At 67.5% G+C, this 26660-nt stretch carries 25 protein-coding genes and 1 pseudogene; 8 read left to right on the forward strand and 18 right to left on the reverse strand.

Annotation, left to right across the window (positions count from 1 at the left end; all coding sequences use genetic code 11):
- Positions 1-28: 28 nt before the first annotated feature.
- A complete protein-coding gene (gene lppU / locus OED52_RS18660; RefSeq protein ID WP_264152309.1) occupies positions 29-613 on the forward strand; it encodes an LppU family putative lipoprotein in 585 nt (194 codons plus the stop codon).
- A 79-nt stretch (positions 614-692) separates the two neighbouring features.
- Positions 693-1514 carry a 3'-5' exonuclease gene (locus OED52_RS18665; RefSeq protein ID WP_264152310.1) on the forward strand — a complete coding sequence of 274 codons (822 nt, stop codon included), beginning with the start codon at positions 693-695 and terminating at the stop codon, positions 1512-1514.
- Here the strand turns inward: OED52_RS18665 and OED52_RS18670 are convergent.
- Entirely contained in the window at positions 1496-2362 is an 867-nt protein-coding gene (locus tag OED52_RS18670) for a response regulator transcription factor (RefSeq protein WP_264152311.1), read from the reverse strand. The genes OED52_RS18665 and OED52_RS18670 overlap by 19 nt on opposite strands.
- A 214-nt stretch (positions 2363-2576) precedes the next feature.
- Here OED52_RS18670 and OED52_RS18675 point away from each other — a divergent pair, with 214 nt between their 5' ends.
- From OED52_RS18675 to OED52_RS18700, 6 genes are all read left to right on the forward strand, one after another.
- Positions 2577-4157: an acyl--CoA ligase family protein gene (locus tag OED52_RS18675; RefSeq protein WP_264154768.1), complete on the forward strand. Its 1581-nt coding sequence runs from the start codon at positions 2577-2579 to the stop codon at positions 4155-4157.
- A gap of 37 nt (positions 4158-4194) precedes the next feature.
- On the forward strand, positions 4195-4938 hold the full coding sequence (locus OED52_RS18680; RefSeq protein WP_264152312.1) for a TetR family transcriptional regulator: 744 nt from the start codon (positions 4195-4197) through the stop codon (positions 4936-4938).
- Between the two features lie 144 nt (positions 4939-5082).
- A complete protein-coding gene (locus OED52_RS18685) occupies positions 5083-6240 on the forward strand; it encodes an acyl-CoA dehydrogenase (RefSeq protein ID WP_264152313.1) in 1158 nt (385 codons plus the stop codon).
- Between the two features lie 60 nt (positions 6241-6300).
- Positions 6301-7149: a 3-hydroxybutyryl-CoA dehydrogenase gene (locus OED52_RS18690; protein WP_264154769.1), complete on the forward strand. Its 849-nt coding sequence runs from the start codon at positions 6301-6303 to the stop codon at positions 7147-7149.
- A 236-nt stretch (positions 7150-7385) separates the two neighbouring features.
- Positions 7386-8186, forward strand: coding sequence for a hypothetical protein (locus OED52_RS18695; protein WP_264152314.1), 801 nt, complete (start codon positions 7386-7388; stop codon positions 8184-8186).
- Entirely contained in the window at positions 8183-9247 is a 1065-nt protein-coding gene (locus OED52_RS18700) for an ABC transporter substrate-binding protein (RefSeq protein ID WP_264152315.1), read from the forward strand. Before OED52_RS18695 ends, OED52_RS18700 begins: the two co-directional genes overlap by 4 nt.
- Before the next feature lie 579 nt (positions 9248-9826).
- On the opposite strand, the pseudogene OED52_RS18705 reads toward OED52_RS18700, so the two are convergent.
- The 17 genes and pseudogenes from OED52_RS18705 to OED52_RS18785 all read right to left on the reverse strand — a co-directional run.
- Positions 9827-10020 (reverse strand): annotated as a pseudogene (locus OED52_RS18705) (GTP pyrophosphokinase); the annotation flags it as partial.
- Between the two features lie 101 nt (positions 10021-10121).
- On the reverse strand, positions 10122-10706 hold the full coding sequence (locus OED52_RS18710; protein WP_264152316.1) for a hypothetical protein: 585 nt from the start codon (positions 10704-10706) through the stop codon (positions 10122-10124).
- A 37-nt stretch (positions 10707-10743) separates the two neighbouring features.
- Complete coding sequence (locus tag OED52_RS18715; protein WP_264152317.1) at positions 10744-11703, reverse strand: MlaD family protein; 960 nt, start codon at positions 11701-11703, stop codon at positions 10744-10746.
- The gene (locus OED52_RS18720) at positions 11700-12683 is read right to left on the reverse strand and encodes an MlaD family protein (RefSeq protein WP_264152318.1); all 984 of its coding nucleotides are present in this window, start codon (positions 12681-12683) and stop codon (positions 11700-11702) included. The genes OED52_RS18715 and OED52_RS18720 overlap by 4 nt, the downstream gene beginning before the upstream one ends.
- Positions 12680-13783: an MlaD family protein gene (locus tag OED52_RS18725; RefSeq protein ID WP_264152319.1), complete on the reverse strand. Its 1104-nt coding sequence runs from the start codon at positions 13781-13783 to the stop codon at positions 12680-12682. The genes OED52_RS18720 and OED52_RS18725 overlap by 4 nt, the downstream gene beginning before the upstream one ends.
- Positions 13784-13837: 54 nt before the next feature.
- Entirely contained in the window at positions 13838-14842 is a 1005-nt protein-coding gene (locus tag OED52_RS18730) for an MlaD family protein (RefSeq protein WP_264152320.1), read from the reverse strand.
- The gene (locus OED52_RS18735; RefSeq protein ID WP_264152321.1) at positions 14842-15843 is read right to left on the reverse strand and encodes an MlaD family protein; all 1002 of its coding nucleotides are present in this window, start codon (positions 15841-15843) and stop codon (positions 14842-14844) included. Before OED52_RS18735 ends, OED52_RS18730 begins: the two co-directional genes overlap by 1 nt.
- Positions 15840-16913 carry an MlaD family protein gene (locus tag OED52_RS18740; RefSeq protein ID WP_264152322.1) on the reverse strand — a complete coding sequence of 358 codons (1074 nt, stop codon included), beginning with the start codon at positions 16911-16913 and terminating at the stop codon, positions 15840-15842. The genes OED52_RS18735 and OED52_RS18740 overlap by 4 nt, the downstream gene beginning before the upstream one ends.
- 10 nt (positions 16914-16923) lie before the next feature.
- Positions 16924-17799: an MlaE family ABC transporter permease gene (locus tag OED52_RS18745; protein ID WP_264152323.1), complete on the reverse strand. Its 876-nt coding sequence runs from the start codon at positions 17797-17799 to the stop codon at positions 16924-16926.
- Positions 17799-18614, reverse strand: a complete 816-nt coding sequence (locus OED52_RS18750; protein WP_264152324.1) for an ABC transporter permease — start codon at positions 18612-18614, stop codon at positions 17799-17801. Before OED52_RS18750 ends, OED52_RS18745 begins: the two co-directional genes overlap by 1 nt.
- Positions 18615-18832: 218 nt before the next feature.
- Positions 18833-19885 (reverse strand): ABC transporter ATP-binding protein, encoded by a 1053-nt coding sequence (locus OED52_RS18755; protein WP_264152325.1) that lies wholly within the window; start codon positions 19883-19885, stop codon positions 18833-18835.
- Between the two features lie 261 nt (positions 19886-20146).
- The gene (locus tag OED52_RS18760; protein WP_264152326.1) at positions 20147-21775 is read right to left on the reverse strand and encodes an FAD-dependent oxidoreductase; all 1629 of its coding nucleotides are present in this window, start codon (positions 21773-21775) and stop codon (positions 20147-20149) included.
- A gap of 32 nt (positions 21776-21807) precedes the next feature.
- Positions 21808-23118, reverse strand: coding sequence for a C40 family peptidase (locus OED52_RS18765; protein ID WP_264152327.1), 1311 nt, complete (start codon positions 23116-23118; stop codon positions 21808-21810).
- 193 nt (positions 23119-23311) lie between these two features.
- On the reverse strand, positions 23312-23932 hold the full coding sequence (locus OED52_RS18770; RefSeq protein WP_264152328.1) for a TetR/AcrR family transcriptional regulator: 621 nt from the start codon (positions 23930-23932) through the stop codon (positions 23312-23314).
- A 102-nt stretch (positions 23933-24034) separates the two neighbouring features.
- Positions 24035-25270 (reverse strand): cytochrome P450, encoded by a 1236-nt coding sequence (locus OED52_RS18775; protein WP_264152329.1) that lies wholly within the window; start codon positions 25268-25270, stop codon positions 24035-24037.
- A gap of 23 nt (positions 25271-25293) precedes the next feature.
- Positions 25294-25512, reverse strand: coding sequence for a ferredoxin (locus tag OED52_RS18780; protein ID WP_264152330.1), 219 nt, complete (start codon positions 25510-25512; stop codon positions 25294-25296).
- Positions 25513-25907: 395 nt separating this feature from the next.
- Positions 25908-26534: a TetR/AcrR family transcriptional regulator gene (locus OED52_RS18785; RefSeq protein WP_264152331.1), complete on the reverse strand. Its 627-nt coding sequence runs from the start codon at positions 26532-26534 to the stop codon at positions 25908-25910.
- Positions 26535-26660: the final 126 nt, after the last annotated feature.

The following is a 26660-nucleotide window of genomic DNA, read 5'->3' on the forward strand; positions in this document are numbered from 1 at the left end:
CGACGGTACTTCCGTAGGCTCTGCGGTCATGAACACTCTCCGACGTGCGGCCGGGGCCGCGATCCTGGTGGCGGCTGTGGGTGCGATCGGAGGATGCACCTCGGAGATCGAGGGCACGGCCGTCGCCGCGACCGGAACACCCGGCAGCACCTCCACCACGACCACCGTGCCGCTGCCCACGACCGGCACGTCGAGCGCGTCGACGGACCTGAGCATCGACGTCTCCGTGGGCGAGTGCGTGACCCTCGGCGGCACCGAGTTCGACGCCACCGTCGACAACGCCGAGTGCGGCAGCAGCGCATCGAACTACAAGGTGATCGACATCGTGGACCGCTCCGAGTCGTGCCCGGGCGACGCCGACCAGACCTACTACGAGACCTACGCCGGGCTCGAGGTGGGCGCGCTGTGCCTGGACGTGGACTGGGTGGTCGGCGACTGCATCGACTTCGGCGGGGAGGATCCGCAGCGCATCGTCTGCAGTGAGCCGGCGGTCCAGGGCGAGAAGGTCACCGAGATCCTGCAGGGCACCTCGGACGTGAACGACTGCTCGATCTCCGAGGGTGGCTTCGTGTACCGGGAGCGCAACTTCGTGGTGTGCACCGACACCATCTGACCTCGCGCGCACCGGAGGTGTCGGTACCCGGCGCAACAATGCGTCCAGTACCCACAGCCCCCGAACACGAGGATCGAACATGACGCCCTGGACGGACCGCCCGATCTGCGCGTTCGACCTCGAGACCACCGACCGGGATCCCCGCACCGCCCGCATCGTCACCGCCTGCGTCGTGACCTTCGACGGTGAGCGGACGGACACCCGCTCGTGGCTGGTGGACCCGGGTATCGACATCCCGGAGGAGACCACCGCGATCCACGGGGTGACCACCGCCCGAGCGCGCGCGGAGGGGCTCGACTACCGGGAGGGTTACCGGCAGATCCGGCAGGCGGTGTGCGAGGCGTGGGCGCGTGGCCACATCGTGGTGGCGTTCAACGCCAGCTACGACCTGACGGTGCTCGACGCCGAGGGACGTCGCCTGGGCTGGGACGCCCTGGAGATCGGTACGGTCGTCGATCCGTACGTCATCGACCGGGAGCTGGACCGTTACCGTTCCGGTCGCCGCACTCTCCAGGCGGTGTGCGAGGTGTACGGGGTGCCGCTCACCGACCCGCACCAGGCCGAGGCCGACGCACTCGCCGCGGGCCTGCTCACCCGCGCTCTGGTGGCGCGTTACCCGCAGCTGGCCGAGCTCGACATCATGGCCGATCAGGCCGCCTGGCACGCCGAGCGGCAACGCAGCTTCGCCGAGTATCTGCGGGGCCTGGGACGGGACGCCGACGACGTGGACGACAGCTGGCCGGTGCGGCGGCCCGCACCGGTGGGCACCGAGGTGCTCGAGCGGCCCGTCACCGAGACACGGTTCCGGCGTCTCCTGCGCGTGGTGCGCAAGTTCTTCGGCCTGCCCAGCCGCTCGACGGACCCCGAGAACCACTCGACGGATCAGGGCAGCAGGCCCTGACGACGCGCCTCGACGACGGCTTCGTGCCGGCTGTGCACGTCCAGCTTGTCCATGACGTTGCGCATGTACGTCTTGACGGTCTCCACGCTCAGCGACAACCGGTCCGCGATCTCCGCGTTGCGGCAGCCGAGCGCCGCGTGGCTCAGGACGTCCCGTTCCCGCCCGGTCAGGCGGGTGCGCGGCGCGGCGTCCGAGCCCCCGCGTGCACGGGCGAGGGTCTCCTCCACCCGCTGCAGCTGGGCGACGATCTCGGGGTCGGTGGTGTTCGCCGCGATCGCGCGCAGCGCCACGAGGCTCTCCGTCAGCGCCTCGGACACCGCCGCCGGCACGGTTCCGGTGCCCTGCGCGTCGCGGGTGTTCTCGATCAGCGCGACCCGCCTGTCCACCTCGTCGCGGATCTCGATCTCGCGCCCGAGTTCGGCTGCGGCACGCACGACCTTCTCCACCACGACGTCGCCGATCGGCCGGTTGACGCGCAGACCGCCGTAGATCGCGGCGCGGGTGCGGCCGCGCACCACCACCGGGGCGGCCATCAGCGATTCGATGCCCTCCCCCGCGACCTGCCGGTCGTAGTGGTGGGTGATGTGCGGGGAGTTGAAGTAGTCGGCGACCGCACCGGGGCGCTGTTCGACGATGACCCGCCCGCCGAGGCCACGGCGGGCGGCGATGACGAGATTGCGCAGGGCCCGGCCGCGGGTGCCGACGAAACCGGACAGCACGACGTCGGAGTCGTGCACCGCGCCGCCGAAGAGCACCGGCAGGTCGGTGGTCGACTTCAGTCCGCGCAGGGTCGCGCGGAGGGCGTCGAGGTCATTCGGGCGCAGCGGCCCCGGCATCGCGACGTCCATCGGCTCCTTCCCGGCTCTGACCGTGCCGGACATGCGCGTCCGAACACCCACTTCGGAGGGTAGCCACGCGAGTTCCACCGTTCGTAACCTGCACACCGTCCGGTGTTGCGACGATCACAGATGACTCCGGAACCCGCGTAGAACACCCTCGGAGGTACCTGTGTCCACTGCCACCCCTGATCGGAGCCCGGCTGCGGCGGCGAACTACAGCCAGATGAGCCCCCTGCGCTTCCTCGAGCGCTCGGCGGCGGTGTTCCCGGATCGCACCGCGATCGTCCACGGGGACAGGACCTACACCTACGCGGAGTTCGCCGACGAGACGCAGCGTCTCGCCCGGGTGCTGCGCAGCCGCATCTCCCCCGGCGACAAGGTCGCGTACCTGATGCCGAACGTGCCGGAGATGCTGATCGCGCACTTCGCGGTGCCGCTGGCCGGGGGTGTGCTGGTCGCGTTGAACTCGCGGCTCGCCGGCCCCGAGCTGGAGTACATCCTCGAGCACTCCGAGACGAAGCTGCTGTTCGTCGACTCCGAGCTGCTGCCCTCGGTGGCGACCGTCGGCGACAACGTGCCCGGCGTCGCCGAGATCGTCGAGGTCCCCGACTCGACGGCACCGGCGCAGGACGTGCCCGCCGGGATCGCCACCTGCCGCTACGACGAGTTCCTCGCGCAGGCCGACACGCTGGACGCGACGCCGCTGCCGTGGACGGTGGACGACGAGCTCGAGGTGATCACCCTCAACTACACCTCCGGCACGACCGGCAAGCCCAAGGGCGTCATGTACTCGCACCGCGGCGCCTACCTGAACTCGCTCGGCGAGACCTTCCACAACGGCTTCGACGGGCGCAGCAAGTACCTGTGGACGCTGCCGATGTTCCACTGCAACGGCTGGTGCACCCCGTGGGCGGTCACCGCGGCCGGTGGCACGCACATCTGTCTGCGGGCGGTGCGGGCCGATGCGATCTGGGACGCCATCGACAACCTCGGCGTCACCAACCTGTGCGGGGCGCCGGCGGTGTGCTCGACCATCGCGAACGCCGAGCAGGCGCACCGGCTGGACCGGCCGCTGCGGATCACCACGGCCGGTGCTCCCCCGTCGCCGACGGTGATCGCCCAGCTCGAGGAGATCGGCATCACCGTCGTGCACGTCTACGGGCTCACCGAGGTGTACGGGCCGTACACGATCTGCGAGTACCAGGACTCCTGGGACGACAAGACCGCCGAGGAGCGTGCCGCGCTGCTGTCCCGCCAGGGTGTCGGCATGCTGCAAGCGGAGACGGCGCGGGTCGTCGACGCGAACATGAACGACGTGCCCGCCGACGGCGAGACGATGGGTGAGATCGTGCTGCGCGGCAACAACGTCATGCTCGGCTACTACAAGGATCCGGCCGCGACGGAGGAGGCGTTCCGCGGCGGTTGGTTCCACACCGGCGACCTCGGCGTCATGTACCCGGACGGCTACATCCAGCTCAAGGACCGTGCGAAGGACATCATCATCTCCGGCGGCGAGAACATCTCGACGGTGGAGGTCGAGCAGGCGATCATCAGCCATCCGGCGGTACTCGACGTGGCGGTCGTCGGTGTTCCCGACGAGAAGTGGGGCGAGCGTCCCAAGGCGTTCGTGCTGCGCAAGCCCGGGCAGGACGTGACGGCGGAGGACCTCATCGCCTACACCCGCACGCTGCTCGCCGGCTACAAGGTGCCCCGCGACATCGTCTTCCCCGCGGATCTGCCGCGCACGCCGACGGGCAAGATCCTCAAGTTCCAGTTGCGCGCGGCGGAGACCGGCAAGGCGTGAGACCGGTGGCCTCCGCGACGGGGAATACTCGACAGTCATGACCACCAGCACCGGCAGCTCGCGCCGTCCCGCTCCGGCAGGACCGGATCCCGCCCAGTTCCGCGTGCACGTCGTCACCCAGGCGATCCGTCTGTTCTCCGAGTTCGGCTACGAGTCGACGACGGTCGAGCAGATCGCGGCCGCGGCGGGGGTGTCGCGCCGCACCTTCTTCCGGCAGTTCCGGTCGAAGGAGGACGTGATCTTCGCCGATCACGAGTCGCTGCTCGAGCGGGTCGCCGAGTACCTCGCGGGGGACTTCGACGATCCGTGGGCGGCGACCTGCGAGGCGGCGAAGCTGGTCTTCGGGCACTTCCGGGACCGGCGCGAGCTGGCGGTCTGGCGGTACCGGGTGGTACAGCGGGTGCCGGCCCTGCGCGACCGGGAGCTGGTCACCACCTACCGATACGAACGGTTGTTCACCGACTATCTGCGCTCGGCGGTTCCCGCGGAGAAGCCGGTCCGGATCGTCAGTTTCGCGGCGGCGATGACGGCGACACACAACTTCCTGTTGCGGGCGATGATCCGCGGTGACGAGACCGCCACCGCCGAACGGCTCGAGCAGGAACTGCTCGAGGTGCGCCGCACCTTCGGTGTGGTACCCGGCAACGGCGGTGCAGCTCAGCCGGTCGTTCCGGCGGCGCGACCTGCGGTGACGGTGGTGACCTATCCCGCCGATCTGACCCCGGCGGAGGTCGCCGAGCAGGTGCGGTTGCAGCTCGAGGGTGGAACCCCGAAAGGGTGATCAACTTCTTCCTGCATTGACCTGGCACTGAGTGCCCAGGTTAGAATCGGGCCATTCTGTCACGTTGTGATCCCTCGCACGCGTAGGCTCGAGGGAGCCACGCCCGCAACTCTGGCACCGCGTGCCGTTAGGAGTCCGCCCATCATGGCCCTCAATCCCGACTTCGATCTGTTCAAGCTCTCGGAGGAGCACGAGGCCCTCCGCGAGGCGATCCGCGCCCTCGCCGAGAAGGAGATCGCGCCCTACGCGAAGGACGTCGACGAGAACTCCCGCTTCCCGCAGGAGGCCCTCGACGCCCTCAACCGTTCCGGCTTCAACGCGATCCACGTCCCCGAGGAGTACGAGGGCCAGGGCGCCGATTCCATCGCCGCCTGCATCGTCATCGAAGAGGTCGCCCGCGTCTGTGGTTCCTCGTCGCTGATCCCCGCCGTGAACAAGCTCGGCACCATGGGCCTGATCCTGCGCGGCTCCGAGGAGCTCAAGGCCAAGGTCCTGCCGGACATCGTCAACGGCGCGATGGCCTCCTACGCCCTGTCCGAGCGTGAGGCCGGTTCCGACGCCGCCTCCATGCGCACCCGCGCCAAGGCCGACGGCGACGACTGGATCCTCAACGGCTCCAAGTGCTGGATCACCAACGGCGGCAAGTCCACCTGGTACACCGTCATGGCCGTCACCGACCCGGAGAAGGGCGCCAACGGCATCTCCTCCTTCATGGTCCACAAGGACGACGAGGGCTTCGTCGTCGGCCCGAAGGAGAAGAAGCTCGGCATCAAGGGCTCCCCCACCGCCGAGCTGTACTTCGAGAACTGCCGCATCCCCGGCGACCGCATCATCGGCGAGCCCGGCACCGGCTTCAAGACCGCTCTGGCGACCCTCGACCACACCCGCCCGACCATCGGCGCGCAGGCCGTCGGCCTCGCCCAGGGTGCCCTCGACGCGGCCCTCGCCTACGTCAAGGAGCGCAAGCAGTTCGGCCGCCCGATCTCCGACAACCAGGGCGTCCAGTTCATGCTGGCCGACATGGCGATGAAGGTCGAGGCCGCCCGCCTGATGGTCTACACCTCCGCTGCCCGCGCCGAGCGCGGCGAGCCGAACCTCGGCTTCATCTCCGCCGCCGCGAAGTGCTTCGCGTCGGACGTCGCCATGGAGGTCACCACCGACGCCGTGCAGCTGTTCGGTGGCGCCGGCTACACCACCGACTTCCCGGTCGAGCGCATGATGCGCGACGCCAAGATCACCCAGATCTACGAGGGCACCAACCAGATCCAGCGCGTCGTCATGTCGCGCGCCCTGCTCCGCTGACATCGGGTCGCGTAGGTTAACCCCGGAACGACAAGCGATCAGGAGTCAGCAACAGTGGCAATCGAAAAGGTAGGTGTGATCGGCGGCGGCACCATGGGGGCCGGTATCGCCGAGGTGTGCGCCAAGGCCGGTAGCGACGTCCTCGTCAAGGAGACCACCGAGGAGTTCGCCGCCGCGGCGCGCCAGCGCCTCGAGAAGTCGGTCGGACGCGGCGTCAAGGCCGGCAAGATCACGCAGGATGACGCCGACGCGATCCTCGGACGCATCCGCGTCACCCTCGACATCGACGAGTTCGCGGACCGCGATCTCGTGATCGAGGCCGCTCCCGAGATCGAGTCCCTCAAGGTCGAGATCTTCGCCGAGCTGGACCGCGTCGTGAAGCCCGAGGGCATCCTCGCCACCAACACGTCGTCGATCCCCGTCATCAAGATGGCGCAGGCGACGCAGCGGCCCGGCAAGGTCGTCGGTGTTCACTTCTTCAACCCGGTGCCGGTCATGCCGCTGGTCGAGATCATCTCTGCGCTGACCACCGAGGAGGCCACGGCCGACACGGTGTTCGACTACGCGAAGGACGTCCTCGGCAAGACCGCGGTGCGCGCGGGCGACCGGGCGGGCTTCATCGTCAATGCCCTGCTCATCCCCTACCTGTGCTCGGCGGTACGCATGCTCGAATCGGGCTACGCCACCAAGGAGGACATCGACGCCGCGATGAAGGGTGGCTGCGGCTACCCGATGGGTCCGCTGACCCTCATCGACACCGTGGGCCTCGACATCACCCTCAACGCCGCGCAGTCGCTGTACGACGAGTTCGCCGAGCCGCACTACGCGCCGCCGGCGCTGCTGCGTCGCATGGTCGACGCCGGCCGCCTCGGTCGCAAGACCGGCGAGGGCTTCTACTCGTACAAGTAGATCTCCGCACCGGGCGCCCCCGTCGTTCTCCGGAACGGCGGGGGCGTCTTCGCGTCCGGGGCGTCTTCGTTCCACAGGGATCGGTCCCAACGAACACACGACCCGCTGCTCACCGCCTATAAACGGGATGTTAGGTTAGGCTAACGAGTTGCTCGAGGTGGCGCGCAACCGCCGTCCCAGTCGAAGGAGAGCACGACACGCATGACCCCACCGACACACACCACTCGGACAATGCGATGAGCGAACATCCCGAGAACTACGACTACGGCGACTACGTCGCGCCGCAGCCCGTCGCCGAGGCACCCCGCCGGCGTGGACCGCACTGGCCCACCGTGCTGGTCTCCACGTGCGCGGCCATGGTGGTCGGCGCCGCGATCCCCGGACTCGTCCTGCTCGGTATGCACCTCGGCGACGAGGACCAGCAGATCGTCGTGAAGATGGAGACCCCGCCCGACGCGGCCGCGAAGTCGTCCGACACCGGCGTGTCCGTCCTCGACCCGCAGCCCGCCCCCACCTCGGCCACCGAGACGGCTGCTGCCGCCGCGCCCGCTGCGGCAGCAGCGGCGCCTGCCGCTCCCGCCGCCGCGGCGGCACCCGCTGCGGCCGCCGCCCCGTCGTCCTCCGCCGTGGAAGCCGCGACCCCGGCCGGCCCGACGGCGCCCGACCTCGGGACCCTGAACAACCAGTTGCAGCAGGGGCTCGACCCCGCCACGAGCGACGCCGACATCGCCGCCTATCTCGAAGGCGGCGCGGCCGGTGTGCCCACCGTCCGCGGTGTGGGCAACGCGCTGAACGTGGCCTCGGCGTTCTACCGGTGGAACCTCGAGGGTCCCGTCTCGCTGAACGACGACGTGGCCCGCGCACAGATCTCGACGTCACTGGCCGGTGGCGCCCCCGCCCTCGCAACCCTCAAGTGGTACTGGATCGACGGTAAATGGAAACTCAGCAACGACAGCCTCTGCTTCCTGGCGCACCGCGCCATGGTCTCCTGCACGGTGCCCGGCAATCCGGGCGGGCCCAACGGACATCCGCTGTGAGGCGCGGGATCGCTGCGCTGTTCGCAGCACTGCTCGTGGTGTTCGTGGCCGGCTGCGGCAGCGACGACGCATCCGCGGCGAGCGGCGAGACGGTCACCGTCAGCGGCAAGTACGGGGACGTCGAGGTTCCCGCCGGAGCCGAGCGGGTGCTCCCGCTGTCCCCGCAGGACGCCGACATGGTGATCGCGGCCGGTCTCGTCCCGCTGGCGCTGCCCGCCGACTCCAGCACCCTCGTCGCCACCGACGGTCTCGGCGCGTGGCCGTGGCAGGTCGAGGCCCTGGAGGAACGCGGCTACACCGTCGTTCCGCCCGATCCCGAGGGCGGCTCCGAGGCACTGCTGTCCACCGGGGAGAACGAGGTCCCCGTCATGCTGTTCGTCGGTGAGGCCATGGCCTACCTCGAGCAGATCTCCGCGCTGCGGCCCGACGTGATCGTCGCGACCGGCCAGTGGAACCTCGACGAGCAGGCCTACCAGCGCCTCTCGGAGATCGCTCCCGTCGTCCACTTCGACGAGCAGGCCAACGTCGAGCCGTGGCAGAACTCCACCCTCAAGATCGGCAAGGCCCTCGGCCGCGAGGACGAGGCCCGCGAATCCGTCGAGGCCGCCGAGGCGGACCTCGCCGAGGTGCGTGCCTCGCACCCCGAATACGAAGGCGTGCAGTACAACGCGGTCATCGGCGACCTGGCCGGTGAGCTGTACATCCTGTCCGGCGAGGACCGCGGCATCGGAATGTTCATGAAGGACATCGGTTTCACGCTTTCCGACTGGGCGCAGACAGTGCCGACGGACGCCGACGGCCGGGGCAAGGTCAGCTACGAGCTGGTCGGCAACCTCGACACCGACATCGCCGTCGTCATCTCCCCCGCCGGCGACATCGAGTACATGCGCGGCAACGAGCAGTGGGCCAACCTGTCCGTGGTGCAGCGCGGCGCCATCGTCTCGATCGCCCGCAACTCCGGTGTCCCCAACGCACTGGGCTTCCCGTCGCCCATCTCGCTCCCGTGGGGCGCCGACCGCGTGGTGGATGCGTTGTCCACCGCGGTCTCCCGCGCGCAGTAACGCCCTGCCGTCCCAGAGCCCGGCTCACGTCCCGACGTGAGCCGGGCTCTCGTCGTTTCCGCCGAAGACCGTTCTGCTACTCGACGTATCCGGGGGATCTGTCGGAGGGCACAGATGACGTTGCAGGTCGATCCTGACGCGCTGCGTGCGTTCGCCACTTCGCAATCCGCACTTCCCGGGACGGCGTTCGCGGCCATCTGCTGGAGGTCGCCGACATCACCGACGGCGCGGGGAACGACTACGTGGTCGCCGAAGCGGGCTTCGTGGCTGCACTGTCCGCGATGGATCGTTCCGAATGACCGTCGGCAAGACACCTTTCCACCACAGGTGGACAACCCCGGATGCAGGCGTATCGCCGCTCGGTCTCGGACGTTCCATCCCATCGGACGACGTCGACGAGGTGCTTCCCGAGGCCAAGCACGCGCCACAGCGTTGGTCATGAGGCTCTCAACCCGAAGTGCGGGCACACAACCCTGACGGGCGACTCCTGGGGTTGTGAGCCTCACTTCTCGATTGTGGACCCGCTCAGTCGGCGGGATCCCCGTGCACGCGACGGTGCAGCGCTTCCATTCTCGGGTCCAGGTCGCGCTGGCAGGTGATCATGTCCATCAGCCGGTAGACGTCCGACGTGAAACTGCAGGTGATGCGGATGCCCGCGATGTCCCGGACGACCTCGCGGATACCGTCGAGGGTGAACGGGGCACCTTGCGCACGGCCTTCGCCAGGATCGAGTCGCAGGACTTCAGCCGCGACTCGACGTGCTCGCTCGGGTTCGTCCACCGTCGTCGTCACGCGGTCCTCCTCGACCCGTACCGGGGTCGAGTCTGCCAGTTCCGGGAACGACGACGATGGCCACCCGTGCGACCTGCGGTTTCTACCGCGGCCCCTCCTGGAGGGCGTCGGCACCGACACCACTGATCTCGGTGATAGTCCAGCCGTCCCGGTTGTTCATCGCCAGGCGGTAGGTGGCGGTGGAGAGGATACCCTCCGGTGCCTGCGCGTTCGTGGTGTGGACGCTGACGAAGCAGTCCACGATGAACGTGCCGTCGGGTCCGCTGACGGCCTTCGCGGTGATCGGCTCGGCCGTCGACGCCCACTGCAGGGGCACGATGATCTGCTCCATCGACGTAGCCGCCTTGGTGAGCCGCTCGGCCAGTTCCGGGGTGGTGCCGGCCGTCAGCCGGGACCGCCACGGCCCGAGATCCTTGAAGTCCATCTGCGCCGCACCGAGCGCGTAGTCGAGGGCGACCTGTTCGGCCTCCTCCCGGGCCGCCGAGTCGGCCAGGAGGGCGTCGCGCTCGGTGCGGGCATCGTTCCACTGCCATCCGACGACTGCCAGCGCCGCGACCAGCAGCACCCCGACGACGGTGACGACGCCCTGCAGCGGGAATCGCCGACGACCTCCGTCCTGTGCGGTGTCGTCGTGTGTATCGATGATGTCGTCGAGGGTGGTGTGCATGGTCGTCCTCCGTGGGGGTGTCGGATGGGTGTTCGGATCAGGAGCCCGGCAGCTCGATGTTCAGGGTGAGCGCGTCGCCGGATTCGGTAGAGGTGAGCAGATTGTTCAGCAGCGTGCCGATGTCCATGGACCGGATGGCGTTCGCTGCTTCCGAGACGGCGGGCAGCAGGTTCACGCCGATGGTCTCGAGATCGGGGGCCGTCGCGTCGAGGAACTTCTGGAGCTCACCGATGAAGGGGCTGGCACCGTTGGCGATACCGGCGTTGAGCGGACCGCGGTCGGACGCGAAGCGGATACCGGCGAGCAGGTCGGTGAAGCCGGCACCGAACGCCGCCACACCCGGTTCGGTGTTGCGCATCGACTCGGGGATCGCCGCACTGTCCATCAGGAGTGGCTGCATCGTGCGCAGAACCGTGGTGAACGTGTCGGCGTTCTGCCTGAGCGTCGCCGCCATGAGTTCACCGGAGCGCGAGAGGTTCCCATGTACCCGGGGATCGTCGGGCAGGGCCACGTCGAGGGTGCGGAAGATCTCGCGGACCCCTTCGGGTTCGACCTGGGTGAGCAGGTTCGTCAGCTTCTCGGAGAGTTCCTCGAAGGTCGTCGGGACGTACACCCGGTCGTCGTCGATCACCGCGCCGTCCTCGAGGTACTGCCCGGACGACGACTGCGGCCACACCGCGAGGAAGGGCTCCCCGAGGGCCGAGAGGTTGTCGAGCCGGATGGTGCTGTCGACGGGGATCGGCGAGTTGCGGTCGTACTTCCACGACACGTTCACGGCGTCGGCCGAGGCGGTGATGTCGGTGACCTCGCCGATCTCGATGCCCCGCATGAGTACTCGGGATCCGACAACCAGGCCGTTGGTGTCGGGCACCTCCACCTCGGCGGTGTAGACGTCCTCGCCGATACCGGTCCGCAGTCCGGCCTGACCCATGTAGACGAAGGACAGCGCCGCGATGAGCACCATCCCCGCGACGGACAGTACGGTTCGCCGACTCACTTCACAGCTCCCAACATTCGAAGGATGTTCTCGGCATCGGACACGAGCTGATCACCGTCGGCGGACTCGACCGACACGATGTCGACGGACGGGTTCTGTGCGAACGGGATCAGCGTCGTGCGCAGGAAGTTCGACAGTTCCACCGTCGCCGACGGACCGCTCCGGGAGATGTCGGTGGTGTCGGCCAGGGACTCGAACATCGGTACCAGCCAGATACCACCGACGTAAAGGCTGCCGACGGAGGGGAGGATCTGGCCGATGTGCGAGACGACGTCCACGGCGAGCCGGCGCCAGTAGTGCACGGTCTCCGCGTCGAAGATGGTTGCGAGCGACTCGCTGTTCTCGTCGAGAACAGCGGCGGAGGCGTTCATTCCGTCGAGCATGCGGTCGATCTCGACGGTGCGCTCCCCCAGGTCGTTCAGGTCGACGGCGACCGTCCCGGCGAGCTGTTCGATCTCGGCGACGTCGGGCATGACGGAGTTGACCCGCGCCATCACCTCTTCGATGCGGCGGATGCTGCCGCCGTTGACGAAGGTAGCGAGCACCGCCATCGTGTCCTCGAGCTGCGGCGGCGAGGTGGTGCGCTCGATCGGCACGACCGCACCTTCACCGAGATACTCACCGCGTGTGCCCTCGGGGTTGCGCAGCAGGGCGACGTAGGTGTCGCCGAGCAGGGTGTTCTGCCGGACGATGGCACGGATGTCGGCGGGAACCTTCGTGTCGGAACGGATTCCGACACGTACGGCGACCCCGTCGTCCTGCACCTCGAGTTCGCGCACCTCACCGACGCGGACACCGTCCATGATGACGTCCGCTCCGGAGGGCAGGTTCATGACGGAGGCGAACTCGACCGAGATCTCGTAGCCTTCCCCGATGCCGCCGCGCACGGAGGGAAGGTCCTCCGGCCTCAGCGAGCACGAGGTGACGACGAGGAGCATGGACAGTGCGGTGACCGCCCGTCTGATACGGCGCGGGATCATCGCGTCGCTCCGATCGGGTTCAGCAGGCTCGCAATGCCTTCGGGCGTGACCTGCGAACCACTTCCGGCACCCTTGCAGCTTCCGGGGCTCAGGCTTTCGAGCACCTCGCACAGCCGTGCGGCCTCGTCGTCGCTCAGGGCGATGTTCGCTGGGCTGTACTCCATCGTGAGGGCGCCGGCCTCACGGGTCTGGGCGTCGACGACGTTCGCCATCGACGGGATGGTGGGCACCAGGTCGCCCAGCGAACCGGACTGCTGCGCCGCCATCTTCACCGCTTCGACGGCCTGTCCCTGGACGAACGGCCAGATGTCGTCCCCGTAGGTGGTCTGGATGTCGTAGAGCAGCGCGACCAGCCAGCCGATGCCGATGCAGACGTCGATCGTGCCGGGCCACAGTCCCATCGCGTCCTTCACGACCCCGGGCACGTTGCCGGCGAGATTCTTGATCCCCGCCCACTGGACGAGCGCTTCTTCGGTGAGCGGAGCCATGTTCGAGATCGACGCCCCGATGTCGGCGATGAAACCGTCGGGATTCTCCATCGCGTTCGCGGCGTGGATCATCATCTGCCGGGCGTTGGGTCCCTGGCCGCTCAGGGCCTCGTTCAGCCCGGAGATCGCCGCCTCGACGGTCTCGTCGCCGGCTTCGGGTGCGAGCGCCTCGATGAAATCGGCTGCCGAGCCGACGACTTCGGAGATGGTCTTCGGGGTGTAGCCGTTGTCGCGGCCGATGCACGTCTCCGGTGCGAGCTGCGGTCCGGACTCGTAATTGCCCACCAGTTCGAGGCTGCGGTCGGCAAGGATCGACTTCGATCGGGTCACCGTCTTCACGTCGGCGGGAAGGATGCGGCCGTTGTCGACGGTGAAGCGCACCTGGACGTGGGTGCCCTTCTGTTCGACGGAGTCGACCTTGCCGATCGGGAATCCCATCTGGGTCACCGGGTTCCCCGGGTACAGGCCGACCGCATCGGGCATCTCCGCACAGTAGGTCGCGGTGTCGGCGGCTCGCCTCAGGGGCTGCGCGGATGTCACGCCTGCGCCGCACACACCCACGAGCACGGTGGCGGTCACGGCGATGGTCGCCAGCCTCTTCGTTCTCTTCACACTCGGCCCTGCCAATCTTGTCAGCATCGCAGTTCTCGATTCGCCACTCACGGGTCAGCACTGCCGTCCGGGTACCGGGATGCAGATGTCGGAGGCCATGAGGGTTCCTCCGCTCACGGCGACCATCCCTTCGGGGGTCAGCCACTGGGCCAGCTGGTCGCGGGTGGCGGACAGCGCCTCGATGGACGGCCCCATGGTCGAGTTGAATTCCTCGATCATCGAACGGATCTGCATGATCCCGTTCTCCAGCTCGTCGCGGTGCCTGAGGTAGTAGTCCTCGTAGGGCGCCACGGTCATGAGGACGTAACCGAGGAGCCGGTAGGCCTCGTTGAAGCCTGCGTGAGTGTTCTCGTAGGTCTGGAAGACGATGTCGATCTCACGGATGACGTCGAACACCATCTCCCGGCTGGCGTTGAAGGTCGTCAGGTACTCCGACGCGAGGGTCGCGACGGTATGAACCTGCCGGCGCTGCTCGTCCATCACGCGGGCGACCGCGGACATACCGGAGATGATCGACTCGACCGAGTCCGGGTTGCTCTGCAGGGCTTCTGCCACCTGCATCAGGTTCGCGTCGATGTTCGAGCCGTCGACGTTGTCGGTGACGTTCGGGGCGGCCTGGAGCACGTCGCCGATCGAGTACGGCACCGAGACCTGCTCGGCGGGGATCACGCTGTCACCCAGCGGAGTCCTGCCGACGGGGAACAGCGTCACCGCGTAGCCACCGACGGGGGTAAGCATGCGGACTTCGACACGCGAGTCGGTTCCGACCATCAGATCGTCCTCGATCTCCATGTACACCTTCACGGTGTCGGCGCCGAGTTCCATCTTCGAGACCTTGCCGACCGACACACCCGCGACGCGCACGTCCTGGCCGGTGGAGATGGCCGAGACGTCGGTGGTCTCGAAGGCCACGGTGGTGCGGCCCGGCGGCCGCAGGTACAGCACCGCGGTGGCGAGGAGCGCGATCACGGCGACGATCGCGACGAAGGTGCCGATGCGGATGTCGTTGTCGAAGAAGGACAGGACCTTGCCGAAGCGACGGCGGCGAGGCGTGTTCACTACGGGTTGCATACGACGACCTCGCTTCCGTTCAGAAGTACCTCCACATCGGTCGGGAGTTGCGCGATGCCGTTGGAGCATCCACCCGCCGGCACGCTCGCAGGCACCTGCAGACCCGCCACCGCCGGCGGCAGGAGGCGGACAGCCTCGGCTGCTTCCTCGAGGGAGGCGAACGCCGATGCCATCATCGCGTCGACGTCGGCGCCGGGCGCGAGACCGTAGGCGTCGAGCAGACGCTTGACGGGAGTGAGGAACTGGGGACCGTAGGTCGCGGTCTTGTAGAACTCGTCGAGAACCGTCATGGCCTTTCCGATGGGGAAGCTCACGGAACGCAGGAACTCCACCACGCCGTCCGAGCGTCCGCCCATGCTGTCGGAGATGCGGGCCAGGTTGTCGACCAGGGTCGAGATGACCTGCTCGCGGTCGGACGCGAGGTCGGCGAGTTTCTGGGCGTCGTCGAGCATCGGCTTCAGACCGCTGCCGTCACCCTGCAGCAGTGCGATGGCGTTCTCGGTGAACCGGTTGATGTCCTCGGTGCTCATGGTCGCCAGCACCGGCTGCAGACCGTTGAACAGCGACGTGATGTCGAACGACGGCTTCGTGCTCTCGAGCGGCAGACGGTCGACGGGAGTACCGGAGCCGTCCCCGAAGTCCGCGTCGATGTAGCGGACACCGGTGAGGTTCTGGTACTTGACCGCCAGCGTGGTGGTGTCGGTCAGCTCGTACGGCTCTTCCATCGTGAACTCGACCTCGGCGATGGTCTTGCCGTCGCGCTCGATCAGTTCGATGGACCCGACCTTGCCGATGCGGACACCGCGGGTGCGGATGTCGCCGTTGGCACCGAGGCCGGACACATCGGAGAACTCGGCGGTGTAGGTGCGGGTCTGGCCGCTGACGGGGCTGCGCATGGCGCTGATGACCAGCGCGAACAGCACGGCCGAGATGACGGCGGCGATCACCAGCTTGACGATCGTCGCGATGTACGTGGCGCGGGTGGTCACCGGTCGCCCCCTTCGGCCGGAGCGGCACCGACACCGAGCGGAGCCGTGAACGCCGGGAGCGTGTCGACGAGTACCCGCAGGCGCAGGCGCTTGCCGTCGGGGGTGTCGACGAAGGCGTTGTCGAGCCGGCGCACCACGTCCCGGGCCGCGTCCGGGGTCATCCCGCCGTTGTTCAGGTGCGGGAAGACGTCGGAGGCCACGACGACCGACTGGATGAGCGGCGTCAGTTCCTCCCCGTGGGAGGCGAGCAGGGCACCGGCCTGCCCGAAGAGCTGGTTCGCGGCCAGGGTCAGACCCGCATTGGCTTCGTCGAAGACCGCGTCGTCGACGCCGACGGAGCCGTCCGGGAGCGTGTTGTAGTTGCTGTAGTAGATGTTCATCAGTGATTCGATCGCCTGGTCACCGAATCCGGGGAAGGCTTCGAGGATCTCGTTGAACTGCGCGAGCAGGGTGCTCGGCATCTCCTCCTGCGTCTCCGCCACACGGTTCGCGAGGAAGACACCCGTGTCGACCCAAGGGGTGAGACCGTCGAGATAGTGGACGGTCTTGTCGAGCGAGGAGATCATGTCGTCGGTGAGGGTGCCGTCGATCGTGAGCGAGCCCTGCTCGATCATCGTCGACATCGTGTAGTCACCTTCGGGTGTCCTTTCCACCTGCGCGCCCGATTCGAGCGGTGCACCACCGGGTTGCGCGAGGATGTTCACCGCCGAGGTACCGAAGTAGTTCTCGGGTCGGTAGTCGATCTCGAAAGCGTCGGTCAGACCGCCGATCTGGGACTCGTCGAGCACCAACTTCATCTGGACCGACTCGGACGGGGTGCGTTCGATACCGGTCACCCGGCCGACGGTCTGTCCGTGCAGCACGACCTTGGTGCCTTCCGCGACACCCGGACCGAGATAGGGGACGTCGACGGTGAGTTCGACTCCGTCCGGAGCGGTGATCTTCGGGTACAACGTGGCGGCAGCGACGCCGGCCACCCCGACACACAGGATCGCTGCAGCACCGGCGGCGACCAGTCGGCGGGACTGTTCTGCAGCCGTGCCGCGGAGAAAGTCCTGACTTCTCGACATGGTGGGTTCCTCATCCCTTGAAGACGAGTTCCGGGCTCAGGCCCCAGATGATGACGGTCATTACGAAGTTGAGTACGACGATGGCGACGAGGCTCGCGCGGATCGCCCGTCCGGACGCACTGCCCACACCGGCCGGCCCGCCGGACGCGAAATATCCGTAGTAGCAGTGGATCATCGTGACCACCGCGCAGAAGATCAGAGCCTTGATCACGGACGCTACGAGATCCGGGATGTCGAGGAACTGGGCGAAGTAGTGGTCGTAGGTGCCGCTGGGCTGACCGTGGAAGGTCTTCACGACGATCCCGCCGGTGACGAACGCGACGACGAGAGCCATGAGGTAGCCGGGCAGGACGACCAGCATGCTGCCGATCAGGCGCGGACCTACCACGAACGGAATTGCCTGCAGGCCGATGGATTCCGTCGCATCGATCTCCTCGGAGATACGCATGGCGCCGATCTCGGCGGTCATGCGGCAACCGGCCTGGGCCGCGAAGCCGATGCCCGTGATGATCGGGGCGATGACACGCACGTTGCCGAAGGAGCCGATGATGCCGGTCAGGGCACCGAATCCGAGCAGGTCGAAGGCCATGAACGCCTGGATGGCGACCACGGCACCGACGGCGATGCCGAGGAAGAACATCAGGCTGATGACACCACCGTCGACGACGAGCGAGCCGTTGCCCCAGGCCATGTTGTTCATGGTGGCCAGGGTCTGCTTGCGGTAGTGCTTGACCGTCTTGGGGAGCAGGTAGACCGTCCGGCTGACGAACAGGACGATCTGGCCGATCTCCTCGATCGTCGACCTGATGCTCTTGGTCACCTTGGCGCCGTACAGGGCCAGTGCCGATCCCGTGGTCCCGCGCTTCGCGGGTGTTCCCGTCGTCATCACGCCAACCGAGCCGGGAAGAACATCAACTGCAGCTGGCTCACCAGGAGATTGGCGATGAAGATGCAGAAGACGCTGAGGACGACGGATGCGTTGACCGCGTTCGCGACACCGGTGGGACCGCCCTTGGCCTCGAGTCCGCGCAGACCGGCGATCAACACGACGATGGCCGCGAAGATGACGGACTTGAGGACGGAGAAGGCCAGATCGGTGGGGGTGGCGAAGGCACCGAACGACTGCCAGAAGCTTCCCGGCACGACGTCGTTGACGTTCGCCGAGATCGTCAGGCCTGCAGCTACACCCGCGGCGATGATGATGATGCACAGCATCGGTGCGATGGCGATCATGGCGAGGAAGCGTGGCATCACCAGGCGCTGGACGGGGTCGATGCCCATCACGCGGATCGCCTCGATCTCCTCGCGGATGGCCCGCGCACCGAGGTCGGAGGCGATGGCGGAAGCGGCAGCGCCGCTCATGAGCAGGCCGGCGGCCATCGGCGCGCCCTGCCCGACGACACCGAGGCCGCTGGCCGCGCCGGCGAGCGAGTTGGCACCGACCTGATTCATGATGCCGCCCACCTGGACCGACACCTCGGCGCCGATCGGGACGGCCATGAGCAGCGCGGGCAGCGCGGTGACCTTGAGCAGGATCCACATCTGCTCGATCACCTCCCGCAGCGGCAGTCGCAGGGCGATCGCATCGGTGACGGCGTAGCGGACGACGTTGCCACCGAGCCGGGCGGAGCGTCCGATGGTGGCCAGCGAGGCCGCGGGTTTCTCCACCAGATAGCGCCGGACGACTGCCGGCACGGCCATTTTGCGGCGGAACGGTGCCGGCTGTCCTCCCGAGGGAATCGAAGCGTCCGGGGAGGCGAGCATCGCCTCTGCGGTCATCGCGCGATCACCTCACGATACCGAGGCATGCGCCTGCAACTGCGAGTTCTCACTCGTCTGAACCTTTCTGGTCGTCCCGTGCCGGCGGATACCCGAGGGCTCCGAAAATGTGCGTCGCCGGCCGCGTGTGGTCTTCGGTGCTACTGCGACACAACCGGAATCAGCTCGGTGGGGGTATCCGATCCGGCGTAGCCGTGGTCGGTCCGCGGTTCCACGAACTGGCCGAGGTCTTCGAGGATGGCCTGCTGAGCCTTCTCGGGCAGGGTGTGCAGGATCGAGCGCACCCGCTCCTGACGCCGCCACACCGCCTGCCGCTCCGGCATGCCCGGGGTGGGCTGCATCTGCGGGACGATGCCCTCGACGTCCTCGACGCCACCGGCGTGGTGGCCCGCGGCGATGAGCGCCTGCTCCTGGGCCATGGTGGCCTCGTCCTTCTCCTCCGACATGCCGATCGGGCCGGCCATCGATCCGCGCAGGAACTGCTTGACCACCGGCTCGTCCGAGGTGAGGAGCACCTCGCGGGGACCGAACATCACCAGCTCCTTGCGGAAGAGCATGCCGATGTTGTCGGGCACCGTGCGTGCCAGGTTGATGTTGTGCGACACGATCAGGATGGTCGCGTCGATCTCGGCGTTGATGTCGATCAACGTCTGCGAGATGTAGGTGGTGCGAACGGGATCCAGACCCGAGTCGGGCTCGTCGACCAGGATGATCTCGGGGTCGAGCACCAGGGCGCGGGCCAGGCCGGCGCGCTTGCGCATACCGCCGGAGATCTCACCCGGGAGCTTGCTCTCGGCGCCGAGCAGACCGACGAGCTCGAGTTTGCTCATCACGATCTGCCGGATCTCGGATTCGGACTTCTTGGTGTGCTCGCGCAGCGGGAACGCGACGTTGTCGTACAGATTCATCGATCCGAACAGCGCACCGTCCTGGAACAGCACCCCGAACAGCTTGCGGATCTCGTAGAGCTCCTTGCTCGAGCACTGCAGGATGTCGGTGCCGTCGATGACGATCGAGCCCTCTTCGGGACGCAGCAGACCGATCAGCGACTTGAGGAACACCGACTTGCCGGTGCCCGACGGGCCGAGCAGTGCACTGACCTCACCCGCCGGGAGCGTGAGTGTCACGTCCTGCCAGATTCGTTGCGAGCCGAAAGATTTGGTCAGACCTTCGACAGATACCTCGACACCCATCGGGTTCCTCCTACGCGTTCCGGTCGTAGCGGCAGAGACCGCCCACGGCGGCCTTCACGGGTAGTGCGTTCTCTCCGGCCGGGCTGCCGATCCCCTGGTCTGGAACCGGGCGCCGGATGTGACTCAAGCCCCTGTTGACGACAACTGTGATTCAAAATACGGGATTTGTCAATCGTCTTTTGATCTTCGTTCCCGACGAATCCACATTCGGTGCAACGAATCCGGATGATCGGAATCAATCGGACACGGGGAGAGCGATGATCACCGCGCTCCCACCGGCTCTCCCAGGGCCACCGCGATCATCTCGTCCCGGTCCACCAGCTTCACCCGGGGGCGCCCCACGGCCCGGCCGGCGCTCTTCTCGTGGTTGTCGATCCGGCGCCAGCCCTGCAGGTCGATGCGTTCGGGTCGCGCAGCAACGACGAACTCGGAGAACGCCTGTCGGTCTGCCTGTGGTTCGGGCAGCCGGCCCCCGACGAAGTCGGAGAGGATCGATGCGGCGGTCTCCGCCGAGCACACCTTGTTCGAGCCGATCACCCCGCTCGGTCCGCGCTTGATCCAGCCGGCCGTGTAGACCCCCGGCACCGGCTCACCGGTCGCGGGATCGACGACGGCACCGGCCCGGTTGGGGATGGTCCCGGTGCCCTCGTCGAACGGCACCGACGGGACCGGGGCCCCACGGAAACCGATCGACCGCAGCACCAATCCCGCCGCGATGTCCTCGGTGGCCGAACCGTTCGCGGCGTCACCCACCGCGACCCGCAGACCCTCGACCCGGTCCGTTCCCAGAACCTTCACCGGCGACCGCAGGAACTGCAGGTGGATTCGCCGCTCCCCCGGTGCCGCCGTCGCCGCCGCACACCGGCCGAGGATCTCCTCCCGCACCCGGTCGAGCGCAGTGGAGGCCGAGAAGCCTTGCGACGCCGTGACGCTCACACCCGGCAGATCGGTCAGACCCAGCAGTTCGGCCGTGCTGAACGCCGCCGACTCAGGCCCTCGCCGGCCGAGAACGACGACCTCACGGATCCGGCTGGCCGCGAGCGCTTCCAGTGCATGGGGTGCGATGTCCGTCTTCACCAGGCGGGCGACGTCGCTGCTCAGGATCCGGGCGACGTCGAGCGCGACATTGCCGTTGCCGACGACCACGGCGCGTTCGCACGACAGGTCGAACACGCGATCCGCATGGTCGGGATGGCCGTTGTACCAGGCCACGAACTCACGGGCCGAGACACTGCCCGGAAGATCCTCACCGGGGACGCCCAGGGCACGATCACCGCTCGTCCCCGACGCGTACACCACCGCGTGGTGGTGTCGCAGCAGGTCCTCGTGCGTGACGTGCGTACCGACCTCGACGCCGAGGAACACATCGACGTTCTTGCGCCCCAGGGTGCGGAGGAAGCCGGCGGAGACCTCCTTGGTGGACCTGTGGTCGGGCGCCACCCCGAACCGCACGAGCCCACCCGGCACGGGCAGCCGTTCCAGCACCGAGATCTCCACCGGCAGAAGCCGATCGGAGAGCAACGCTTCGGCGAGATAGCTCGCGGACGGTCCGCTGCCGACAATCGCGACCCGCAGCACGCCGGGCGCGTCCTTCACCTCGATCCTCTCGGGTTCCGGTTCCGGTACGGGCGTCGGATTGTCCTGGTAGTAGGCCGCGTTGATCTCGACGAACGACTGAGTCTCGGCGGTCAGATCCTCCGGCGGCACGATCGCGTCGACCGGGCACTCGTCGACGCACGCGCCGCAGTCGATGCACTTCTCCGGGTCGATGTAGAGCATCTCCGACGGGCGGAACAACCGTTCCGCGGGCGTCGGGTGGATGCAGTCCACCGGGCAGACGGAGACGCATCCGGCATCCTTGCAGCACGGCTGGGTCACTACGTGGGCCATCGTTTCACCACTCCTCGAGGCGGACGGACGAGTCAGACGATGCGACGTGCTCGCATGTCGGGGAAGACCTCCCCGACGCGCACCACGTCACCGGTGGTCGGCGCGTGCACCATCAGGCCACCGCCGAGGTAGATGCCGACGTGGCCGGGCCCGCCGGCCTGCCAGTTTCCGAAAACGAGATCCCCCGGGCGCGCCTCGTCGAGGGGCACCTCGACGCCGACGGTCCACTGGGTCTCGGAGGTACGGGGCAGGACGATCCCGGTGGCGGCGTGCATCGCGAAGGAGGTGAGCCCGGAGCAGTCGAAGCCGCCGCCCGTGGGGCCCTCGATGTTGCCGCCGCCCCACACGTACGGCAGGCCGAGATAGCGGAACGCCTGCTCGATCACCATCTGGCCGAGATCGCGTACATCCGAAGGAATCTCGAGAGCCAGCAGCGGTGAGAGTATGCGCTCGAAGGCCGGTCGTGCGGCGAGGATCCTCGCCACGTACGGCTTCGTCTCCCGCTCGTAGTCGGGATGCCCGCTGGGCATCCCGCCCGAGCGCAGCACCGCGTCCGCACCCGCGTTGTAGGAGGCGAGCGTGAGCGACAGGGTATCACCCGTGACGCGGCCCTGCTCCTTCCATTCCTCGATGCGGTTCCAGTTGTCGCACAGCATCCGTCCGGAGGCCATGACCGGGTCGGCGATACCGAACACGTCGGCCTTTCCATCGCCGTCGGCGTCCTCGCCGTAGATCTCCCAGGTGCCGGGCATGAACTGTCCCGGGCCGAGGGCGCCGGCCGGAGAGACGGGCGCAGTGGGCCCGTACCGGAAACCGTTCTCGACGGAGTAGAGCGCGGCGAGCACGGGTGCGGTGATGCCCTCGCAGAGGTTGCCGGCCTTCTTCAGCCACGGAGCGAACACGGCGACCGCACCGATCGGGGCGGTCACGGCGCTCGACGTGAGCGGGAACGTCGACGGGGGAACGAACACGGATGGCCCGAGGTCCGCCGAGGCGGCGGGAATCGTGACCGACGGTGACGCCGTGAGGGATTCGGTCTCGTCCGGTTCCTCCGGTTCCGTCTCCTCGGGTTCGGCGCCTTCCCGTTCCGGCAGGTGTGCCTCCATCTCGGACTGCAACCGCCCGGTGACGTCGTCGACCATCTGCTCGGCCGAGACCCGCGCGTCCTCCGGCAGGGTGCCGATCGCGGCGGCCACTCCGTCCAGCACCTGGCTCGCGCTCTGCTCGACGGCATGCGAAACGGCCTCGGCCTGTTCGACACCGATCTGGGGATCGACACCGAGGACGAGTGCACCTACAGCGGCTCCCAGTGTGACGACGAAGGACGACGGATCCACTGACATGACAGCTCACCTTTCGGAACGACGGTTTCCTCCGCTCGCGCTCGACAGCAGCATTGCGGGGAACGGGTTCCGTTCGCGCGGATGCGCGCAACGGCAGGAGGTACGGAGAACCGGCCGGTTCGTGACGAGTTCTCGCGAGTCGTCACGAGCGGCCGGTCGTGACGATCCGAACCGATCGACGTCGGCGGTCGTGCTACGAGGCGGTGCTCGTGACGCCGGTGACGATGCCCGGCAGCAGCAGTTTGGTCAGCAGGTTCCGGTTCGTCTCCCCCATGGGATCACCGAAGTCCATGCGGCCGACGAGGATCAGCTCCACCAGCGTGATCCAGGTGCAGATCTCCGCGTCGGTGATGCCCTCGCGGATCTCGCCACGCGCACGCGCGGCCTCGATCAGGGGTGCCCACATCTCGAAGGTGAGCCGGGCGGCGAGTTCGGAACTGCCTTCGAGCGCGGTGCTGCGGCCGACGTGCTCGGGGCTCACGATCAGGCGGATGGCCGCATCGCGTCGCCCGCGGTCGACCAGGTAGAGCAGCCCGTCGACCAGCTGCTCGGAGAAGGAGCCGAGGTGGGCGACGTACGCGTGCGCATCCCGGAAGAGTCGGCGGGCGCGGGCCTCGATCAGCGCGGTGATGAGGGTGTCGCGGTCGCGGAAGTAACGGTAGATCGTCGGGCGGGAGACGCCGGTTTCCCGGGCGACGTCGTCGATCGTGGTCTTGACGATCCCGAAACGCTCGACGGCGTTGTCCGCGGCAGCGAGGATCTGGGTGCGAGCGGTCTCGGCATTGTCACTGAGCACACTCTGACGCCGAGCCATACACCCCCCTGCTGAATCCTTTACTTCCTCTTGAATGATTATAGGCGAGTTCGCCGTGCTCGCTCGCCGGCACCCGTCCGGGGCCGGCGAGCGAGCGATGTCTCACGCCGAGGGCGTGAACTTGATCGGCAGACGCATGCATCCACGCACCTGGCTGGCGTGCAGGATCGGCGGATCGTTCTCGATCAGCTCGTAGTCCGGGATCCGCCGGTGGATCTCTTCGAGCGCGATCGTCAGCTCGACACGCGCGAGGTGCGAGCCGAGGCAGCGGTGCGGACCGCCACCGAAGGTGAGGTGCCGGTTGGGATGCCGGTCGATCTGCAGCTCCTCCGGATCGTCGAACTCCTCCGGATCGCGGTTCGCGGAGCAGATGGTGAGGATGAGCTGGTCGCCCTCCTTGATCTGCACCCCGCCGAGCTCGACATCGCGGGTGGCGCGACGGCCGGGCGTCACCGGCGCCTCGAAGCGCAGGATCTCCTCCACCGCACTCGGAATCAGCGACTCGTCCTCGAGCAGCGCGCGACGCTGCTCGGGGTTCTTCGACAGGTGGATGATCGACCAGGCGAGGGCGCCCTGCGTGGTGTGCAGTCCGGCGATGAGCAGCAGGAAGCACATGCGGTAGAGCTCTTCGTCGGTCAGCAGCCGCTTGCCGTCCTCGAACTCCACCTCGGTGTGAATGAGGGTCGAGGTAATGTCGTCGCCCGGGTTCTCGCGGCGCTCCTGGATCATCTTGTGGAAGTAGCCGAACATCGCGAAACCGGCGGCGACCTGCGCCTGCTGGTTCTCCTCGGGACTGAGACCCGGCTTGCCCATGAGCACGACATCGGTCGCCTCGGTGAACAGCGGGGCATCCTCCATCGGCCAGTCCATGAGCGCGAGGAAGACGCGGGTCGGGAGTTCGTGTGCGAACGCCGAGATGAACTCGACCTCACCCTTGCCGGCGAAGTCGTCGATCAGCTCGTTGACCAGGTCCCGGATCTGCTCGTTGAGAGCTTTCATCCGGTTGGGGCTGAACAGCGGCTGCAGGGCGAGACGGTAGGCGGTGTGCTCCGGCGGGTCGAGCTCGATCGGGATGAACTTGCCCATGCCGCCGGGGCCCGTGACCAGATTGTTGGGGTAGCTCGAGAACGTCTCGGCGTCACGCAGGACTTCGTGGATCTCCTTGTACCGCGTGACGATCCAGTGCCCCCCGTAGGCAGTGGAGTACACGACCGGTCCCTTGGCGGCCAGCTCGGCGACGCGCTCCTGGAGGTTGTCGACCGGCTGAGCGAGGGTCTGGTCGTAGATGTCGAAATCGACCACCAGATGTTCCGGCACTGCCTTCTCTGTGGTTGTCATGATTCTTCCTCTGGGTCGGGCCCTCAGCGGGGTTCGATGTTGAGTGCTCGTTCGGGGCAGACGACGACGGCCGCTTCGGCGGCACGCACGTCGTCCTCCGATGAAAGGTCGTGCAGGACAACCGGGTATCCCTGGTCGTCGCAGTCGATCAGTTGAGGGGAAGTGGAGTAGCACAGCCCGTGTCCGGCACAGACCGACATGTCCACCACGAGTCGTTGCACCTGCTGGCGAAGATCGGACATTTGTTGTGTCCTGTCCTTTCGAACGTTCCTGCCCGGCGGTACCACCGGAAACCACCCCGGCGTGCGCGCGGGCGGGCCGGGCCACTGCGCCCGGTGAATGAACGAGAAAATCGGATTTGTTGCCGGACAGGGCGATCCGCCAACAAAGTACGACCGTTACCGGAGGGTCGAGGACTCGATCACCGGTGTCCGATCCATGTGACACAGGTTACCCGCATGTTCCATGTTACGTCAATCGAAATTTGTAAATTGATTCGTCGTGTCGGGTCCGCAGGTCACGCGCCGGCGGAACACCGCAGGCGAAAAGGGCGTCACCCCACGAAGAACGCCCGCGGAAAGTTCCGCGGGTGTTCGTTCACACGAGTGGGAGCCCGGCCGTCAGCGGCCCCGTCGTCTCAGCGACTCTGCGGCGCCGGCGCGTCCTTGATGATGCACGGCAGCAGGAAGTTGGTGAGCATGCGCCGATTGTCCGGATCGTCGTCCGAGTGGAAGTCCATGCGCCCCACCAGGATGAGCTGCACCAGCGCGATCCACTGGCAGATCTCCTCGTCGGTGAGCCCCTCGCGGATCTCACCGCGCTCCCGGGCCTCCTCGAGCAGCGGCGCCCACATCTCGAAGGTCAGCCGTGCGGCGAGACCACTGCTGCCCACCAGCGCGGTGGCCATGTCCATGTGCTCGGGGCTGACGATCAGCCGGACGATGGGGTCCTGCCGGCCCCGGTCGACGAGGAAGATCAGACCGTCCACGATCTGCTCGGCGAAGGTGGGCCGTTCGCGCAGGTAGTCGCGGGCCTTGTCGAAGAGGCGGCGCGAGCGCGTCTCGATCAGCGCGATGATCAGCGAATCGCGGTCCCCGAAGTAGCGGTACACCGTCGGCCGCGAGACGCCGGCCTCCTTCGCGATGTCGTCCATGGTGGTCTTCACGACCCCGTACCGCTGGAACATCGTCTCGGCGGCCTTCAGGATCTTGCCGCGCGCCGTTTCCGCGTCGTCGCCGAGTACTCCCGACCGCCGTCGCGCCATCCCGCAGCTCCTGCCCTGTCGTTGCCGTGTGACACGGCAGATGTTACAAGATTCGTTCGATGTCAACGAGAGTTGGCCGCGGCCCCTCCTGCGATGTCGAACACAACTCGGCCCTCCCCCGCTACC

The sequence above is a fragment of the Rhodococcus sp. Z13 genome (assembly GCF_025837095.1).
Classification (GTDB): domain Bacteria; phylum Actinomycetota; class Actinomycetes; order Mycobacteriales; family Mycobacteriaceae; genus Rhodococcus; species Rhodococcus sacchari.

What these genes read in the sequence shown, in the direction of transcription:
- OED52_RS18775 (WP_264152329.1), bottom strand. Translation starts at nt 25,270, where the DNA reads ATGACAACCACAGAGAAGGCAGTGCCGGAACATCTGGTGGTCGATTTC.
- OED52_RS18680 (WP_264152312.1), top strand. Translation starts at nt 4,195, where the DNA reads ATGACCACCAGCACCGGCAGCTCGCGCCGTCCCGCTCCGGCAGGACCG.
- OED52_RS18710 (WP_264152316.1), bottom strand. Translation starts at nt 10,706, where the DNA reads ATGCACACCACCCTCGACGACATCATCGATACACACGACGACACCGCA.
- OED52_RS18675 (WP_264154768.1), top strand. Translation starts at nt 2,577, where the DNA reads ATGAGCCCCCTGCGCTTCCTCGAGCGCTCGGCGGCGGTGTTCCCGGAT.
- OED52_RS18685 (WP_264152313.1), top strand. Translation starts at nt 5,083, where the DNA reads ATGGCCCTCAATCCCGACTTCGATCTGTTCAAGCTCTCGGAGGAGCAC.
- OED52_RS18760 (WP_264152326.1), bottom strand. Translation starts at nt 21,775, where the DNA reads ATGGCCCACGTAGTGACCCAGCCGTGCTGCAAGGATGCCGGATGCGTC.
- OED52_RS18745 (WP_264152323.1), bottom strand. Translation starts at nt 17,799, where the DNA reads ATGACGACGGGAACACCCGCGAAGCGCGGGACCACGGGATCGGCACTG.
- OED52_RS18755 (WP_264152325.1), bottom strand. Translation starts at nt 19,885, where the DNA reads ATGGGTGTCGAGGTATCTGTCGAAGGTCTGACCAAATCTTTCGGCTCG.
- OED52_RS18720 (WP_264152318.1), bottom strand. Translation starts at nt 12,683, where the DNA reads ATGATCCCGCGCCGTATCAGACGGGCGGTCACCGCACTGTCCATGCTC.
- OED52_RS18750 (WP_264152324.1), bottom strand. Translation starts at nt 18,614, where the DNA reads ATGGCCGTGCCGGCAGTCGTCCGGCGCTATCTGGTGGAGAAACCCGCG.
- OED52_RS18740 (WP_264152322.1), bottom strand. Translation starts at nt 16,913, where the DNA reads ATGTCGAGAAGTCAGGACTTTCTCCGCGGCACGGCTGCAGAACAGTCC.
- OED52_RS18665 (WP_264152310.1), top strand. Translation starts at nt 693, where the DNA reads ATGACGCCCTGGACGGACCGCCCGATCTGCGCGTTCGACCTCGAGACC.
- OED52_RS18765 (WP_264152327.1), bottom strand. Translation starts at nt 23,118, where the DNA reads ATGTCAGTGGATCCGTCGTCCTTCGTCGTCACACTGGGAGCCGCTGTA.
- OED52_RS18695 (WP_264152314.1), top strand. Translation starts at nt 7,386, where the DNA reads ATGAGCGAACATCCCGAGAACTACGACTACGGCGACTACGTCGCGCCG.
- OED52_RS18670 (WP_264152311.1), bottom strand. Translation starts at nt 2,362, where the DNA reads ATGGACGTCGCGATGCCGGGGCCGCTGCGCCCGAATGACCTCGACGCC.
- lppU (WP_264152309.1), top strand. Translation starts at nt 29, where the DNA reads ATGAACACTCTCCGACGTGCGGCCGGGGCCGCGATCCTGGTGGCGGCT.
- OED52_RS18770 (WP_264152328.1), bottom strand. Translation starts at nt 23,932, where the DNA reads ATGGCTCGGCGTCAGAGTGTGCTCAGTGACAATGCCGAGACCGCTCGC.
- OED52_RS18785 (WP_264152331.1), bottom strand. Translation starts at nt 26,534, where the DNA reads ATGGCGCGACGGCGGTCGGGAGTACTCGGCGACGACGCGGAAACGGCG.
- OED52_RS18780 (WP_264152330.1), bottom strand. Translation starts at nt 25,512, where the DNA reads ATGTCCGATCTTCGCCAGCAGGTGCAACGACTCGTGGTGGACATGTCG.